The sequence below is a fragment of the Marinovum sp. 2_MG-2023 genome (genome assembly GCF_030548265.1).
Lineage (GTDB): Bacteria > Pseudomonadota > Alphaproteobacteria > Rhodobacterales > Rhodobacteraceae > Marinovum.
This window is the reverse complement of record NZ_JAUOSD010000005.1, coordinates 185,073-202,350: the sequence shown is the minus strand read 5'-3', so window position 1 is coordinate 202,350 and position 17,278 is coordinate 185,073. Positions and strand designations below refer to the sequence as shown.

The following is a 17,278-nucleotide window of genomic DNA, read 5'->3' as shown; positions in this document are numbered from 1 at the left end:
CTCAGCCTCCGGCATTGGGGGCTGTCGGCGTTTCCGCAAGATGGCCGGATTTGACCCAAAGCCGCGCCCCATCAGGCCCGGAAACAGCGTTCAACGGCGTGTGGGGCGGCAGGCGCAGCCAGGAATTGACCCCGAATTCCTCATCGCCTTCGCGAAGGCTGCCTTCGATCACAAGGGCTTCGAACCCGTTGTGGCCCGCCTGCGTCACTGCCACATTGGCCTCCCAAAGCTCGATCCGCACCCGTTCCCGCGCATCCTCGAACAGCGAGATTTCTGAAACACCTTCTTGCACTGGCTGCGGGGTCTGGGTGGTGGTGTCTATGGTGATCTGCTGACGGTCATCCATGTCAAACTGCCACAGTTTGACGAAGATCGTCGCCCCCGATGCAGAGCTTGGCGTATGCGCAGAGGTCGGCGGGTTGCGCACATAGGTGCCAACCGGAAAGTCACCGTGCTCGTCCTGAAAGACGCCCTCAAGCACCAGAAATTCTTCGCCGCCCGTATGGGTGTGCGCCGAAAACGCGCTGCCCGGCGCATAGCGGACAATGGTCGTCGCCCGCGCGACCTCATCCCCGATCCGGTCCAGCATCCGCCGGTCCACGCCCTTCATCGGGGATGCCACCCACGGTTCCCTGTCCGAATGCACAGCAGCACGTTCATCAAAATTTGCGTTTAGGTCCATGGTACATCCTTCCGGTTCAACGCCAGGGGGCGCCGCATGGCTATCTATCAGTTGATAGGCTTTCAATTAGATATTGCCCTCCCCACTGTCAACACCTATCTACCACATGATAGACAGGAGCCCCGCATGCCACCGACAATGAAAGACAAAATCCTCGACGCCGCTGAAAAGCGTGTCCGCGGTGCGGGTTTCTCAGCGATGAGCTTTCGCGATCTGGCAAGCGATGTCGGCATCAAAAGCGCAAGCGTTCACTATCACTTTCCGACCAAACCCGATTTGGGCGAAGCTTTGGTTGATCGCTACACCAGCCAGTTCAAAGAGCAACTTGAACAGATCGACACGACAAGCTTGCAAACGGCGTTGGACAGCTATGTCGCGCTCTACTCTCAAGCGCTTGTTTTGGACGAAACCATCTGTCTTTGCGCAATCATGGGAGCCGAGGCGATCGGGCTTCCCAAGAATGTAAACCAGAAAACAAAGGCATTTTTCAAAATGAACAGGATGTGGCTGCTTGATCTGTTCCAACGCAATGGCGTCCAAAACCCCGAAGACACATCCTGCCTCATCGTCGCGGCGCTGGAAGGCGGCATGATCGTTGCTTCTTCCTCCGACGATCGTGCGATGTTCGACCAGATCGCCAAGGCCGCGATCCGAAGTATCGCCACGATCTGACGTTAATAAAAAGAGCGCTCTCGACTGCCGTTAACTGCGTTTGTACTGATCACGCAGGCCTCTGGCAGCAAGGCCCCTTTGCATGTCATGACAATTTCAGGCGAATATAGGGCGCGACATAGCCTGTCATTTTAATCACGTTTGGCGCGATCTCGTGTAGAAGGCGAAGCGCCTTACTCCGATAAGCCTGCCGTGCGACCGCCATTCAAAAACGTCAACTTGGCACGAAGTTGAGAAACGTATTTCCGAATAACTGCGGATCGGAAAGGCGAAACTCGCTTTCATGCCTGCTGTATATCACACCAGAGTTTCGCAAACAGGCCTCAAGCTTTTTGCCATCTGAATAGGCAAGGTCCAGGGCCACGATGCCCGGCGCGTCCTCGGTCAGGACATCAATCGGCAGGGGGCCATTGCGGGCCTCTATCGCCGCGCGGGTCAACAATCGCATTTTCCCATTCGCGGTATCGAAGACGACGCCACCGTCGCATGGACGAGGTGCGCCATAAAGGCCCGCGAATTTGGTTTCCATCGCGCTCATGTCCGCATCACGTGCCAACACAGAGGCGCCTGCATAGCCACAAACCGAATTCGGATGAACCAACCATGCGGGCACATAGATGAATTCGGGGCGGTGTTGCTGGCACAGAAAAAAAGAAAGGCGCGGGCGCGCTGTGTCTGGCAACAGGGCGAGCGTTGTCTTGGTACGCCCCAAGCGGCCGTTCGGCAGTGTCACATCACGGCCGAATTCCAGGTGGCCACTGACCGTAAATCCGGCCTGTTCGGCAAAAGCAGCGTCTGCGACAGCATTGGTACTGTGCAACGCTGTAAGCGCAACGCCTTCCCGTTTTTGAAGGTGTTCATGGACATGGCGCCCGAAATGGAAATCCCCGGCAGGCACCTCATCAATCAGGGTCTGGTCATAGATGCCCATGATTTCCAGCAAACAGCCCTGGAACATCGCCAGGCTGGTGCTGGTCCCCCAAGGGTGTTTGCCGATGGATGTCATGTTGAACCCGATGTCGATCAGCCGTTCACGCAAGGCATTGATGTCGTGTACCGCGATCAATGGGTGATCGATTCCGAATGCATCGTTCATGGCGTTACTCCCTGGGCTTTGCAAAGGACACTTTTGCGGGACCAACCTGTCTGGACTTGGCTCCGACAACGACCGTCGCGGGCGCAACATCGGTGATCACGATCGCACCCGCCGCGACATTGGCCCCGGCACCGACGGTGACATTGCCAAGGATGATCGCGCCAGCACCGATGACCGCGCCGTCCCGGAGTGTTGGATGGCGCTGCGCACCGCTGTCCGACAGCGTGCTTCCCAGGGTCACGTTATGCCAGATCGATACATCCTCTCCGATCACACAGGTTTCGCCAGCAACAAACCCCAAACCGTGATCCAGCCAGAAGCCCGGCCCAATCTGCGCGCCGGGATGGATATCGGTGGAAAAGGCCCGCCCAAAGGCCGATTTGACCGCCAAAGCAAGCGTGTGTTCGCCTTCTTGCCACAGTTGATGCGCCACACGGTGGGCCATGACGGCATGCACCCCGCGTGCAAACAATAGCGAGGCCACCGCGCCGCCCGGCTCAAAATTACGCCGCGCAGTTTCCGCAATGTCGTGGCTGCTGAGGTCGACCAGACCGGGGTTGGCGGCATAGACCCGCCGGACCACATCCCCCGGCACCCCAGCGAAAGAGGCCAGAAGCGTGCCGGCAAGGTCAGCGAACCCCGCAAACCGTCGCGGCTGGATGCCAAGCAGCGCGGCAGTGTCCGGGTTGTCGTTCAACAGCGCTTCGGTGTCGGCGACCAAAGTCATCGTGCAACATCCTGTCCTGCCTTCATTGCCGCGCGCCCTCAACCAGTGATGAGAAAAACCGCGCACCGATGGGCAGGATCGCGTCGTTGAAATCATAACGGGGCGAATGCAAAGCGCCAAACTCTGACACGGGGCCATTCCCCAACCAGACATAGGCCCCCGGCACCTGTTCTAGCATGAAGGCAAAATCCTCGGATGCCATGGAGGGGTTCTGATCGCTATGGACAGCATCCCGACCCGCAACCGTCGATGCCGCCGCCTGTGCCTTTTGCTGACTGGCGATATCGTTGATCGTCGGCGGATAGACCGCTTTGTAATCAAGGTTAATTTCAACGGCGTTTTGCGCCGCAACGCCGACACAAATCTCGGTCATCCGGGTCTCTACCTGGTGTTTCACGGCCTTGTCGAAATAACGGGTGCAGCCCGCCAGCCGCACAGCTTCGGGAAGGACGTTATAGGCGTCACCCGCGTGGATCTGTGTGACGCTCAGCACCGCAGGCGATTGCGGGTCAAGGCTGCGCGATACAACGGATTGAAACGCGCCGATCAACTGTCCGGCGGCCACGATACTGTCGTTGCAATCATGCGGCATGGCCGCATGGCCCCCGCGCCCGGTCACGGTAATATCAAAGGTATCAAACCCCGCCATCTGCGCGCCCGGCCGCACGGAAAACGCGCCCGGCGTCAGGCCCGGCCAATTGTGCAGGGCGTAAACCTCATCCACCTGATGATCGTTGAACAGCCCGTCTTCGATCATGCGGCGCGCACCGGCTTCGCATTCCTCGGCGGGTTGGAAAATGAATGTGACGGTGCCGGAAAAGCGCTTTGTCTTCGCCAGATACTCTGCCGCGGCAAGCAGCATGGTTGTATGGCCGTCATGGCCACAGGCGTGCATGATGCCCTCGTGGACGGACCTGTAGGGCTGTTGGCTTTCTTCGGAAATCGGCAACGCATCCATGTCCGCGCGCAGCCCGATATTGGGGCCATCTCCGTTCCTGAGCACGCCGACAACGCCGGTGCCGCCATACCCGCGATGCACCGTTATCCCCATCTGCGTCAGCCGTTCGGCGACGAATTCGGATGTCCTGTGCTCTTGATAGGCCAGTTCCGGGTGCTTGTGCAGATCGTGGCGCCAGTCTGTCCAGGTCGGGTGCTGCGCTGTGAAAAAGTCAGGGGGCGACATTTTGTTGCTTTCCATCAAAGGGGGAGAGGGCACAGCGGCCCCCACCCCGATCCATCCATCAGGACACATATCCAAACGCGATTTTGGGCGTTTTACCATTGTCGAGCCAGACCGATTTCGGACTTGTATACTCCATCAACGCATCGCTACCACTGGACCGGCCAAAGCCGGAGTTGAGCGACCCTCCAAAGGGCGACGACACATGGATCGCCTTGTAGCTGTTGATCCAGAATGTCCCGGCGCGCACGGCCGATGACACCCGATGTGCACAGCCAACATCCGAGGTCCAAACCGCGCCAGCCAGCCCGAACATCGTGTCATTGGCAATGGCGATGGCCTCTTCCTCATCCGCAAAGGCGATGGCGGTGGCGACGGGGCCAAAAATCTCGGTCTGGGCGGCGGCGGCGTGATTACCCAGCCCGGACAGCAGGGTTGGCGGCACGAAATATCCGGTGTCTGGTGTTGTGTCGCGGGTGCGCACAATGCCCCCCGCGTCACGCGCGCCCTGGATCATGCCCGTGACATGGGCAAACTGGCGGCCATTGCTGATCGGGCCAACCTCGGTGGCCTCATCCAGCGGATCCCCCAAGCGGATACCGTCCATGCCCGCAGCGATCATATCGGTCAGCTCGGCATGAACCGATTGATGCACCAGTAGCCGCGACCCCGCGACACAGCTTTGCCCCGCGCCGGAAAAAATCGCCGCCTGCGCGCCAAGGGCGGCATGTTTCAGATTGGCATCGCCAAAAACGATATTGGCTGATTTGCCGCCCAGCTCCAGCACCGCAGGTTTCAGCGATTGCGCCGCCGCGACCGCAACGCGACGCCCGGTTTCGGGCGAGCCGACAAAGATCACCTTGCGTACCGCGTCATGTTCAATCGCGGCTTGTCCAGTTGTTGGCCCCAGCCCGCAGAGCACGTTGACCAACCCTTTGGGCAGTCCCGCGTCTTCGGCGATCTTCAACAGTGCGACGGTTGTCAGCGGGGTCAATTCACTGGGCTTGATCACAACGCCATTGCCGGTGGCGATGGCCGGCGCGATTTGCCAGCCTGCGGTAAAGATCGGCGCGTTCCACGGCGTGATTTGGAAGACCACGCCCAGGGGTTCGCGCAGGGTATAATTCAGGTGCCCGCTTGGCACCGGGATCACTTCACCGTGCAGTTTGTCTGCCCAACCGGCGTAATAGCGGAACATCTCGGCGACCTTGGCCACCTCCACCCGGCAATCGCGGACGGGTTTACCCGCAACCAGCGCTTCGAGCCGCGCCAGCGTTTCGTGGTGGTCCAGAACCGCCCGCGCGATGTCCTGCATGACATCGCCGCGCGCGGCGGCGGAATAACCACCGGCCCAGGCCTTTTGCGCCTCTGCCGCGGCATCGCAGGCCGCCGCCGCCAGCGTCGCGCCGCAATCGGCATAGCGGGCCAGTTCGATCTGCGCATAGGGATCTTCGAGCACCACGGCATCACCTGCGCCGTCGCGCAACTGGCCGCCGATCAGGCTTTGAACCTCTGTGCCAAGGCCAAGGTCACGCATCAGCGAAAGCAAAAGGTCTTTGCGGTCAGACATTGTCGGTGGCTCCATATTTGAAAATCTCGTTGAAATCGGCGCTGTCGGCCAATGTATCGCGGCTGTTTTCCCAGATCGCGGCAATCGCAGCAGTGGCCGGAAGGTCAAGCCCGCCCTGCCCCGCCAATTTGGTGGCAAGCCCCACATCCTTGCGCATCAGCCCCATGGTAAACCCGGAATCATAGGCACCATTCAAAATCCATTTCGGGAAGTTCACTTCGCTGACCCCGCTGCGCCCAGATCCAGCGTTGACCCCTTGCAACAGGCTATCAAGCGGGATGTCACAGCTTTGCGCCAGACGGGCCATTTCACTGACCAACACCAAATTCGCAGCACAGAGCAGATTGTTGGCAATTTTCGCTGCATGGCCCGATCCCGCGGGGCCGACATGCACGGTCTTGGCCGTCAGATCATCCAGAACCGGGCGCAGCGCGTCGATGGCCGCAGCCGGGCCGCCCAGAACCATGGTCATCGTGCCCGCGCGTGCGCCGCCCGGCCCGCCGCTGACCGGACCATCAAGAAAGATGTAGCCGTCTGCCGCGGCGGCCAGAGATTTGGTTGTGTCCGGCTCTGATGTCGACGTGTCCAGAATGATGGTTCCCGCCTGTACATGCGGCACGAGATCGGCCATGACGCTGGTCACAACCTCGGCTTTGGGCAGCGACAGGATGATCTGATCGCAGCTTTGCGCCAAGGCGCCCAAACTCTCGCATGCAGTGGCGCCATTCGCCACGGCGCGCGCACGCGCCTCTGGCATCGCGTCATAGCAGAGCACCTGATGGCCCTTTTCAACAAGCCGCGCAATCATCGCGCCGCCCATCGCGCCGCATCCCACTATGCCTATCATGTTGCTCTCCTCATATTTTGTGTATTCTCATGTCCCGTGGCGCGCGGTGCCGTTTCCAGCAGCATTCGGGTGTATTCATTCTCTGGTGCATCATACAAAGCCTCTGCCGCGCGGCATTCGACGATCTGGCCCTGCTTCATCACTGCCACCCGGTCTGAAACCTGCCGCACCACCGCCAGATCATGGCTGACAAACAGCATGGTCAGCCCGAGCGAGCGGCGCAGCTCCATCAACAGCGCCAACATGTCGGCCTGGATCGACACATCCAACGCCGAGGTCGGCTCGTCACAAAGCAAAAACCGGGGCCGGACCGAAAGCGCGCGCGCGATGCAGATACGCTGGCGTTGACCACCCGAAAATTGATGCGGAAATTTGCGCCCGGAATCCGCAGGCAGGCCGACGCGCTCCAGCAAAGCCCCAACCAGACGCGGGGTTTCCTCGCGTTCGGCCAGACCGTGAAACCGGATTGGTTCGGCCAGAATGTGATCAACGCGCATCCGGCTGTTGAGCGACGAATAGGGATCCTGAAAGACCACCTGCACATCACGGCGCAGCGCCTTGCGGGCGGCCCGCGTGCGTACATCGGTCATAAGCCCATGATCACCATACCGCACACTGCCGGAACTGGGCGGGATCAGACCGGTCATCATCCGGCCAAGGGTCGATTTGCCGGACCCGCTTTCCCCGACAAGCCCCAGAACCTCGCCGCGTTTGATGCTGAGGCCGGGAATATCCACAGCGCGGAAGCTGCCCGCCTTTCCCCAGAAAGACTTCTTTTTGGTGGCAAAATCCTTGGTCAGCGCGCTTGCGGTGACATAATCGCCAGATCCTTCGCCCTTGTGCCCCTGCAACAGCCATTGATCAATCTCGCCGGTCTTTTTCGCGGGATTGCGGAACCTGTCTTCGCGGCGGTCGATGCTGGGGATCGCGGCAATCAAATCTTGAGTATATTGCTGGGTGGGCTGGTGGATCACCTGTGCCGTTGGGCCGGTTTCCACCAGTTTGCCGTAGCGCATCACATAGACCCTGTCGGCGGTTTCGGCGATCACCCCCATGTCATGGGTGACCAAAATCACCCCAAGAGAGCGTTCAACACAAATGCTGCGGATCAGATCAAGCACCTGTTTTTGCACAGATACATCCAGCGCTGTGGTCGGTTCATCCGCAATCAGAAGGTCGGGATCACCGGCCATGGCAAGGGCGATGACCACACGTTGCCGCATCCCGCCAGAGAATTCGTGCGGATATTGCCCCATGCGGTTGGCCGCGTCGGGAATGCCGACACCGTCCAACCGATCAACAGCCAGCTTGCGCGCCTGCGCCAGTGGCAAATCCTGCAATATCGCGATGGATTCCGCCAGCTGATCGCCGACCGTCATCAACGGGTTCAGCGACGTCATCGGATCCTGAAAGATCATGCCAATCCGCCGGCCGCGCAGCCGCGCCATCGCCGCATCGGATAAATCGACCAGGTTTTCACCCTCAAGCTCGATCCGCCCGCCCGACACCACGCCAGGATGCGACAACAGGCCCATGATGGCGTTGCCAATGGTCGATTTACCCGCACCACTTTCGCCGATCAGCCCGACAATCTCGCCGCGCCGAACCTCCATATCAAAGCCATGGACGGCGGTGAAATCACCCAGCCGGTGTGGGAACGTGATTTTCAGGTCTTGGGTTTTGCAAAGAATATCGGTCATCTCAACCTCGGATTCAGATAGTCGCGGACCCAGTCGGCCACGAGATTGAAGGCAACCACCATCACCAAAAGCATGATGCCGGGAAAGATCACGACCCACCAAATGCCGGAAAACAGGTATTGGCTGCCGATCTGGATCAAGGCGCCAAGCGACGGTTCGGTCAAAGGCGTGCCCAGCCCAAGGAAGGACAGCGTTGCCTCGGTCACGATGGCCACGGCGATTTGCAACATGGCAAGCACAAGCACCGGCCCAAGGATGTTTGGCGTGATGTGGCGCAGGATGATCGTGACCGTCGGCAAGCCGATCGCGTGGCAAGCGGTGACGTAATCCTGACCGCGCTGCACCATCGCAGAGGCACGCACGATGCGGGCAAACTGGACCCATCCGGCCAAACCGATGGCAAGGATCATGATTGGCACGGCGGCCCCGGCAAAGACATCCGCAGGCAAAGACGCCTTGAGAATGCCGTTGAACAACAGCGCGATCAGGATCGGGGGAAAGGCGAACTGGATTTCTGCAACCCGCATCAGCACTGCATCGGTCATCCCGCCGAAGTATCCGGCAACCAGACCGACGATCATACCGATCACCACAGACAGCGCCACCGCGCCAATGCCAACCAGCAGCGAAATCCGCCCACCATAGAGCATCGCCGACAGGACATCGCGCCCTTGCAGGTCCGTCCCCAAAAGGAACCGGGGATCGGCGCCATCCGCCCAGGCAGGGGGCATATTGTTGTCCATGATCGAAATCGTCGCTGGATCAAACGGCGTATGCGGCGCAAAGACCGGGGCAAAGGTGCAACCGATGATCATCAAAGCAATGATGACGGCCGAAACGACCGTGACCGGCGAATTAAGCAGTTCGTACCAGAAATCAGAGCGAATTCGTTCCAACATATCAAAGCGCTCCGTGGCGAATGCGGGGGTCGATCAGCACATAGATCGCATCCACCACAAGGTTGGAGATCGTGAACACCAGCCCGACAAAGATCAGATAGGCGGCCAGCAGCGGGATGTCGCTTTGGCCAATGGCATGCAGCAACAACGACCCCATGCCCGGCCATTGAAACACCCGCTCGGTGATGATCGAAAAGGCAAACAGAGAGCTGAGTTGCAGGCCAATCGCCGTAACCACCGGCACCAGTGTGTTTTTCAGCGCATGGCGGAAATAGACCCGCCCGCCCGGCAATCCACGCGCCCAGGCAAAGCGGATGTAATCGGTGCGCAGCACCTCCAGCATCTCGGCCCGGATCAGGCGCAGGATGACGCCCAATTGAAACAGACAGAGTACGGCGGCGGGCATCAAGGCATGGCTAAGCCCGTCCCAGGTAAACAGGCTGGATCGGACCCCAAGCATCACCGCCACGTCGCCGCGCCCGAATGAAGGCAACCAGTTCAGCCAGACCGAGAATACCAAAATCAACAAGATACCCAACAGGAAGGATGGGATAGAGACCCCGATGACCGAAAGCGCCATGATCGTCTGGGCAATGCCGCCCTTGCGCCGGATGCCGGTGTAAATGCCTGCCGGAATGGCCAGCAACAGCGACAGAACACCGGACAGCATCACCAGCTCTATCGTCGCCGGAAGCCGGTCTGCGATCATTTCGCTGACATCACGGTTAAAGCTGTAGGAGATGCCGAAATCGCCCTGCACGGCGTTCACAACATAGCGGGCATATTGCACGAGGATCGGATCGTTCAGGCCAAGGCTCTCGCGGAGCGCTTCGCGGTCTTCGACGGATGTTTCCTGTCCGACAAGGGACAGAACCGGGTCGCCTACAAATTGAAATACCAGGAAGCCAACAAGGGCAACGCACAGCATCACAATCGTGGCCTGAAGCAATCGGGCCAGCAAAAAATACATATCAGGTTTCCATGTAGGGGGCGATGGGGTGCGGCCCAACAAAGGCGGGCCGCACAGGCGCGATCAGTTGACGTTGAAATATTCCAGCGGGAACTCAAACGTCGGGTGCTGCACCACGTCGATGTTTTCCGCCGCGCCCCAGACCAACTGCTGCACGTGCAGCGGCACGAGGCAGACATCTTCGACCATGAGGGCCATCGCGTCTTGCAGCATCTTTTCGCGCGCGGTTGCGTCCATCGTCACAGCCGCCTCTGCCGCCAGCGCATCGGCTTCTGGAACCGAGCAGCCAGAGATGTTCCACGCGCCTTTGCCGTTTTCCAGATCGCGGGTTCCCAGCACATTCTGGAACACGTTCAACGCATCCATGGTCGAGGGCGTCCAGCTAAGCAAAAAGAACGAGGTGCCGAAATCAGGCGCGACAACCTTGGGGAAAAACTGGGCCTTGGGCTGGGCGATCAGGTTCACCTTGATCCCGACACGGGCCAGCAGGCTGACGGTTGCCTGACAGATCTGACCGTCATTGACGTAACGGTCGGTCGAGCAATCCATCGTGACCTCGAACCCATCGGGATAGCCTGCTTCGGCCAGGAGCGATTTGGCGGTATCAACGCTGTATTCCAGCCGGGTCAGATCGGGGTTATAGCCGTTCACCTTGTCCATCACGTATTGCGTGGCCAGCGTCGCCTGCCCTTGCATCACCCGGTCGATGATCGCCTGTGCGTCCACCGCATGGGCAATCGCCTGACGCACCCGTAGATCAAGGAACGGATTGCCCTCGACCGGGCTTTCGATGATCTGGTCACGCCATTGGTCCATGCCGATATACATGGTGCGCGCCTCGGCGCTGGAGACCACCTTGACCCCTGCGCCGTTTTCTACGCGCGGAATGTCCTGCAACGGCAGCGGCATCACCAGATCAACCTCACCCGACAAAAGCGCCGACACCAGCGTCGCGGCATTGTTGATCGGGGTAAAGACAACTTCGGTTACATTGCCCGCATCGCCCCAATAGCCATCAAAGGCGGCAAGCGTGGTCTTTTCACCCTGCGCGCGCGATACAACCTGAAAGGGCCCCGTGCCGTTGGCGTTGGTGGCGCTATAGGCTTTTTCCTCAGCCTGAAGATTGATCGGCTCGGCGGCACCGTTGGCGTCGGCCCACTGCTTATCAAGGATCATCAGGTCGAGAAGATCATTCAACAGGATCGGATTTGGCGCTTTGGTCACGACTTCGACGGTCATGTCATCAATGGCGCTATAGCTTTCGACCGAAGCCAGCACATGTTTGAAATTCGAGGTTTCCGAAAGGGCACGGTCCATACTGAAGATGACGTCATCGGCGGCGAAAGCCGACCCATCATGGAACGACACCCCATCGCGCAGCGTGAAGCGCCACGTCGTGGCATCCACCTGCTCCCAGCTTTGTGCCAACTGACCGGCGATCTCGAAATCCTCGTCGCGCGCGACAAGCCCCTCATAAACATTGGCGAGAAAATAGTTGGTGAAGCTCTCATTGTGGCTATGGGGGTCAAGGCTGGTGGCATCGCCCTGCGAGGCAATGCGCAGCGTTTCCGCCTGCGCCGGGGCCACCAACGCGGTCGAAACGGCCAAGACGGCGACAAGAGGAGCGATATAGTTTTTTGACATTTTTTTACCCTGTTGAGATCCATCGATTCTCTACAGACTATGGCCAGAACAAGACTGCGGGAATTGCAGCAAATGTGACTTATCGTTGCGCTTCACGCAACGCTAGGTGCTGTGGCGAAAGGCGACCATTGATCGGCTGATGTGGTTGACCAGTCGCGTCGCACCTTCGGGCAAACGACGTCCCTGCCGGGTAAAAACCGACGCCTCGCCCTTGCTGAATTCAGGAATATCCAAAGACTTGGTAATGATGGTCCCATCCGCAATTTCGCGGGTGACCACAAAGGCGGGCAGCACCGTGACACCCAACCCCTCACGCACGAAATTGCGCAGCACAGCCAGAGAATTCGACCGCACAAGCGCCTGAAGCCTGACCCCATGTGCGCCTTCGGCCACCGCAATCATATCCCCGACGCCAAAGCCGGATTTCAACAATGCCGACGGCAAGGTTTCGAGCTGCGCCATCGTAACAGGCTCTGGCAGATCCGCCCATTCCGACGTGGGGCTGACCAGCAGGTCCAGCGGTTGCTTGACCTGCGCAACACTGCGGATCGCCCGTTCGGTACGCGCATTATACGCCAGTCCAAGATGCGCGCGGTCCGTTCTGACCGCGTGCAGAACCTGTTCGGTCGAACCGCTCAACAAATCATAAGTAAACCCCGGGAACGCCGCCTTGTAAGACTTCACCGCATTGCCGACAAAATCGCTGATAAAGCCATCTCCGACCGCAATCACCAATTCCCCGCGCCGCATCCCCTTGAGCGCGTCAAAGTCCGACAACAGCGCCTCTTGCTCGCTTTGTTGGTGTTTCAGATAGGTCCGCAATAGTATTCCCGCCTCGGTCGCGCGGACGCCTCTGCGCCCCCGCTCAATCAGCGCGGTTCCCAGCGAATCTTCCAAAGCCTTGATTTGCCGACTGATCGTCGAAGGTTCGACACCCAATCGCTCTGATGCAGATCTGATCGAACCCTCTTCGCAGGCAACGAGAAATGAAGCAGACTGGACAGTGTCTATCTTGAACAATCAGGACTCCTTGCCACCGCCAAGCGGGCCGACGCAACAACCGATCTTGGGCTGTTACCTTCTATACGTGTCACCTTCTATATAAGTCGAACCTAACTTTGGCGAGAACCTGCTCCGTGCCTGCCGCAGTTCCAAACCCGATGCAGGCGGCCAAAAATGTCGCGTGATCTGGCGCGGGCGGTGCTTTGGCGACAGCCCCGCCCGGCCCGGATCAATGGGCGGCTCTGGTGATCTCGCCGGGGGGAAACAGATGCGCCTGTTCTGGCTTGAACACCAGATCAATGCTTTCGCCCTGCTGAAACACCTTGTCCTCATCAAAGGCGGCGATGAACTTTGTGCCGTCTTTCAGGGTCATGTTAACCACCGTCTCGGTGCCCAGTCGCTCTGCCATGTTGACCTTGCCGTGCAGCATTCCCTGGTCGGGGGGCACCGCGCTGACGTGTTGTGGGCGAACGCCGAGGACGGCCTTGCCGGGGCCATCGATGCGGCCTTTGTGCGCCACGGTGATCGGATCCAGCGCAGCGTTGGCAACTTTGGCCTGCGCCGCATCGCGGTCGGACACGTCGACATCGAGGAAATTCATCGAGGGCGCTCCGAGGAAGCCTGCGACAAAGAGGTTGGCGGGTTCGTGAAACAATTCCATCGGCGTGCCGACCTGCATCACCTTGCCGTCCTTCAGCACGACGATCTTGTCCGCCAGCGTCATCGCCTCGACCTGGTCGTGGGTGACATAGACCATCGTCGCGTCAAGCTGGCCGTGCAAGCGGCCGATCTCCATCCGCATGTCCATGCGCAGCGCCGCGTCGAGATTCGACAGCGGTTCATCGAACAGGAACACCTTGGGCTTGCGCACGATGGCGCGGCCGATGGCGACGCGCTGGCGCTGGCCGCCCGAAAGCTGCGAGGGGCGGCGATCAAGCAGATGCTCCATCTGCAGCACCCGCGCGGCCTCGGCCACCTTCTCTTCCTTCTCCTTCTTCGACGCACCTGCAATGGTCAGGCCGAACGCCACGTTCTCGCGCACGGTCATGTGGGGAAAGATCGCATAAGACTGGAACACCATGGCGATGCCGCGATCCTTCGGCGGCAGGTCATTGACCACCTGACCGTCGATCTCCAACGTGCCCGAAGTGATGTCCTCAAGCCCGGAAATCATCCGCAAAAGCGTGGACTTGCCACAGCCCGAGGGGCCGACAAAGACCACGAACTCGCCATCTTCAATGTCGAGATCAACACCCTTGATCACATCGACGGAGCCATAGGACTTCCGCACATCTTTCAGTTTCAATGTCGCCATTGCTCTTACTCCGCTGCCAGCGAGGGGCGCTCGACCTTGAGCAGCCCATCTTGCTGTTGCACCACAGGTTCGGGGTCCATGACGAACCCGCCGAAACTTCCATCCGGTGCGGTGTGGTTGAATCCCAGGATGACCAGCCCGTCGTCGGTCGGCACAATCCGCGCGGCGTAGCGCAGGCAGGGATTTGCGCCATCAAGGAAGCCGGACGCGATCCGCCAGGGCCCGCGCGGGCCATCGCCGATCAGGTAGTGGTTGCCGGTGACCGGTCCGCCGGGCGTGGCCGCGGCCTGCGCCTCGGAGAAATGCTCGTCTGCGGTGCAGAACAGGCAATACCACTGGCCGTCGTGTTCGAAAACCTGCGGCACCTCAAGCTGGCCATATCCGCCAGAAAACACCGGCGGTTGCAGCGTCCAGGTGGCCAGATCCGGTGAGGTCGCAAAGCCGACTGCGCCGCCGTTGTTTGCTTCGGCCTCACCGGGGACGCGCGCGGTAAAATACATCAGCCAGCCGGTGCCCTCCGGGTCGCGCATCACCCAAGGATCGCGCATCGCGCGGTCGTGCCAAAACCCCTTTGCGTGGTCCTTTTCATAAAGGTCCGCAGTCGGCCCGGTGAGATCAAGGCAAAGCCCATCGCCCACACGCTCCCAATTGTGCATATCGGTCGAGGTGGCGTGGCCGATGCGTTGGTACATCCCCTTCTCGGCATGCGAGGTGCCGGTGTAAAACAGGTGCCAGAGGCCGCCATCATCCTGCACCACAGAGCCGGTCCAAGTGGTGTAATCGTCAAAGGCCGGGCCCTCGGCGGGCGCAAGGCAGGTGCCCAGATGTTCCCAGTTCACCAGGTCGTCGCTGACCGCGTGGCCCTGTGTCACGTTAAAGTGGCGCAGGTCGGGATCACCGAGGCTTTTCGGCGCTTTCAGGAAATACCCGTGCCAGCGGTCTCCGTCATGGGCGTACCAGCTGTCCCAGATCCAGTCGTTTTCGAGTTTCAGTGTCATGATGTTTCCTCAGCCCTTCACGCCGGTCGACGCAATCGACGAGATGAAGGCGCGTTGCAGAACAAGATAGAAGGCAATGACCGGGACCGAGATCAGCGTCAGATAGGCCATGACCTCGCCCCAGGCGATTTGCAGTTGGAAGAAGTAGCCGAGGCCGACCATCACCGGACGGTGCGCCTCGTCCTGCACCACGATCAGCGGCCAGAGATATTGGTTGTTGTACATGGTCAGCGATTTCAGGATCGCGGCGGTGGCGATCACCGGGCCGGACAGCGGCATGACGATCTTGCGATAGACCAGCAACCAGCTGGCGCCTTCGACGCGCGCCGCCTCGATCAATTCGCGTGGCAGGTCTTTGAAGAACTGCACGAAGAGGAAAATCGTCAGCGCGTCCACCATCCACGGGATAATCTGCACCCGATAGGTGTTGAGCCAGCCGATCTCCAGCCCTTCGAGCCCGATCCAGGGAAGTTTTGAGACGAAGAGCAGGAGCGGCACCGCGATGGTCTCAAACGGGATGATCAGCGTCGCCACGATCACCGAGAGCAGCACGCCCCGGCCTTTCCACTCAAGGAACACGAAGCTGAAAGCAGCCAGCGAGCAGAGCAGGATCGACGCGGACACGGTGACAACCGTGACGAAGACCGAGTTCAGCATGAACCGCCCGATGGGCGCGCGCTCGAACGCCTTGACGTAGTTATCGAGGCTGATGTCGCCCACCGGCAGGAAGGCCCGGATGCTCGAGGTGTCGGCCAGCAGTTGCTGGTCGGGCTTGAGGCTGGAGACCACCATGAACACCAGCGGGAACAGGAAGACGAACCCCACCAGAACAAGGACGGCATAGCGCGTCGCGAGCCGCAGCCCACGGTTGTCGGATGTAACGGCGGCCATTATTTGCGCTCCCGTGTCAGATAGCCTTGGACGGCCGAGATGGTCAGGACCATGAGGAACAGGATGACCGAGATGGTCGCACCGCCCGAGATATCCTGCTTGCCATAGCCGCGTTCGACGGTCTGGAAGACCAGCGTCTGCGTCGAGTCGAGCGGGCCGCCATTGGTCATCACGTCGACCTGGGCAAAGACCGCGAAGCTCTGCATGGTGATCACGATCAGCACCAGCACAGCGGTGTTGCGCAGCCCCGGCCAGGTCACGTAGCGGAAGGTCTGCCACTTGCTGGCGCCCTCAATCGCGGCGGCCTCGTAGAGCGTGGGCGAGATCGCCTGCAGCCCGGCGAGCCAGATCACCATGTGAAAGCCCATGCCCTGCCAGGCCGACATGGCGATGATCGAGCCAAGCGCGGTGTCGGTGCGCCCCAGCCAGTCGATCGGTGTGAAAGCGCCGAAGGTCAGCACCTCAATGATGTTGTTCAAAAGGCCGTCGTTGCCGGAATAGATGAACCGCCACAGCAGCGAAATCACCACGATCGATATCACCACCGGCATGAAATAGACCGTCCGGAAGACATTGATCCCGCGTAGTTTCTGGTTGATCAGCAGCGCCAGCAACAGCGCCCCGCCCCCCTGCACCGGCACGATGAACAACGCGAACATCAGCGTATTGACCAGCGCCTTCATGAATAGCACATCCGAGGCGATCACCACCTTAGCATTGTCACCCCACTGCCAGCGAAACCACTCGCCCATGCCCTTGTACTGCGGAAAGTCCTTGTTGCGGGTGATGGTGCGCACGCGGGGATATTCAACCTCACGCTCCGCATCGCGGAGAATCTGGCCGGCGTCATCGCGTTCCGGCTCAAGCGTCACCACCGCCAACCCCAGGAGTTCGCTGTAGTTTTTCAGCCCGACAAATTCCGCCTCGTTGGGCGAAACCAGCCGCTGGTTGGTCAGGGACAACCAGAACGCGAAGAAGAACGGCACAATGATAAACAGAAACAGGAGTGAGAACCCCGGCAGGGCAAACAGCCACCCTGCCCGGTTGGATCGGGTCAATTTACTGGACATGTGATTTCCTCGGCA

Annotated in this window: 16 protein-coding genes; 1 reads left to right on the top strand and 15 read right to left on the bottom strand. The window is 59.8% G+C overall.

What is annotated here, in order from left to right:
• Position 1: 1 nt before the first annotated feature.
• The gene (locus Q4577_RS08440) at positions 2-682 is read right to left on the bottom strand and encodes a cupin domain-containing protein (RefSeq protein WP_303469302.1); all 681 of its coding nucleotides are present in this window, start codon (positions 680-682) and stop codon (positions 2-4) included.
• 36 nt (positions 683-718) lie between these two features.
• On the opposite strand from Q4577_RS08440, the gene Q4577_RS08435 reads away from it, so the two are divergent.
• Positions 719-1,354 carry a TetR/AcrR family transcriptional regulator gene (locus Q4577_RS08435; RefSeq protein WP_303469301.1) on the top strand — a complete coding sequence of 212 codons (636 nt, stop codon included), beginning with the start codon at positions 719-721 and terminating at the stop codon, positions 1,352-1,354.
• Positions 1,355-1,568: 214 nt separating this feature from the next.
• Here Q4577_RS08435 and Q4577_RS08430 read toward each other — a convergent pair whose 3' ends face one another.
• The 14 genes from Q4577_RS08430 to Q4577_RS08365 all read right to left on the bottom strand — a co-directional run bounded on the left by Q4577_RS08430 (position 1,569) and on the right by Q4577_RS08365 (position 17,263).
• Positions 1,569-2,450: a VOC family protein gene (locus tag Q4577_RS08430; protein ID WP_303469300.1), complete on the bottom strand. Its 882-nt coding sequence runs from the start codon at positions 2,448-2,450 to the stop codon at positions 1,569-1,571.
• 4 nt (positions 2,451-2,454) lie between these two features.
• Entirely contained in the window at positions 2,455-3,177 is a 723-nt protein-coding gene (locus Q4577_RS08425) for a serine O-acetyltransferase (protein WP_303469299.1), read from the bottom strand.
• 22 nt (positions 3,178-3,199) lie between these two features.
• On the bottom strand, positions 3,200-4,360 hold the full coding sequence (locus Q4577_RS08420) for a M20 aminoacylase family protein (protein WP_303469298.1): 1,161 nt from the start codon (positions 4,358-4,360) through the stop codon (positions 3,200-3,202).
• Between the two features lie 58 nt (positions 4,361-4,418).
• Positions 4,419-5,927: an aldehyde dehydrogenase family protein gene (locus tag Q4577_RS08415; protein ID WP_303469296.1), complete on the bottom strand. Its 1,509-nt coding sequence runs from the start codon at positions 5,925-5,927 to the stop codon at positions 4,419-4,421.
• Positions 5,920-6,774, bottom strand: coding sequence for an NAD(P)-dependent oxidoreductase (locus Q4577_RS08410; RefSeq protein ID WP_303469294.1), 855 nt, complete (start codon positions 6,772-6,774; stop codon positions 5,920-5,922). The genes Q4577_RS08415 and Q4577_RS08410 overlap by 8 nt, the downstream gene beginning before the upstream one ends.
• Positions 6,771-8,474, bottom strand: coding sequence for an ABC transporter ATP-binding protein (locus Q4577_RS08405; protein ID WP_303469293.1), 1,704 nt, complete (start codon positions 8,472-8,474; stop codon positions 6,771-6,773). The genes Q4577_RS08410 and Q4577_RS08405 overlap by 4 nt, the downstream gene beginning before the upstream one ends.
• Entirely contained in the window at positions 8,471-9,373 is a 903-nt protein-coding gene (locus tag Q4577_RS08400) for an ABC transporter permease (RefSeq protein WP_303469292.1), read from the bottom strand. The genes Q4577_RS08405 and Q4577_RS08400 overlap by 4 nt, the downstream gene beginning before the upstream one ends.
• Before the next feature lies 1 nt (position 9,374).
• The gene (locus tag Q4577_RS08395; protein ID WP_303469291.1) at positions 9,375-10,343 is read right to left on the bottom strand and encodes an ABC transporter permease; all 969 of its coding nucleotides are present in this window, start codon (positions 10,341-10,343) and stop codon (positions 9,375-9,377) included.
• Positions 10,344-10,406: 63 nt separating this feature from the next.
• The gene (locus Q4577_RS08390) at positions 10,407-11,987 is read right to left on the bottom strand and encodes an ABC transporter substrate-binding protein (protein WP_303469290.1); all 1,581 of its coding nucleotides are present in this window, start codon (positions 11,985-11,987) and stop codon (positions 10,407-10,409) included.
• Between the two features lie 102 nt (positions 11,988-12,089).
• Positions 12,090-13,007 (bottom strand): LysR family transcriptional regulator, encoded by a 918-nt coding sequence (locus Q4577_RS08385; protein WP_303469289.1) that lies wholly within the window; start codon positions 13,005-13,007, stop codon positions 12,090-12,092.
• Between the two features lie 211 nt (positions 13,008-13,218).
• On the bottom strand, positions 13,219-14,304 hold the full coding sequence (locus Q4577_RS08380) for an ABC transporter ATP-binding protein (RefSeq protein ID WP_303469288.1): 1,086 nt from the start codon (positions 14,302-14,304) through the stop codon (positions 13,219-13,221).
• A 5-nt stretch (positions 14,305-14,309) separates the two neighbouring features.
• On the bottom strand, positions 14,310-15,302 hold the full coding sequence (locus Q4577_RS08375) for a levansucrase (RefSeq protein WP_303469286.1): 993 nt from the start codon (positions 15,300-15,302) through the stop codon (positions 14,310-14,312).
• Positions 15,303-15,311: 9 nt separating this feature from the next.
• Positions 15,312-16,193 (bottom strand): carbohydrate ABC transporter permease, encoded by an 882-nt coding sequence (locus tag Q4577_RS08370; RefSeq protein WP_303469285.1) that lies wholly within the window; start codon positions 16,191-16,193, stop codon positions 15,312-15,314.
• On the bottom strand, positions 16,193-17,263 hold the full coding sequence (locus Q4577_RS08365; RefSeq protein WP_303469283.1) for a carbohydrate ABC transporter permease: 1,071 nt from the start codon (positions 17,261-17,263) through the stop codon (positions 16,193-16,195). Before Q4577_RS08365 ends, Q4577_RS08370 begins: the two co-directional genes overlap by 1 nt.
• Between the last annotated feature and the right edge of the window lie 15 nt (positions 17,264-17,278).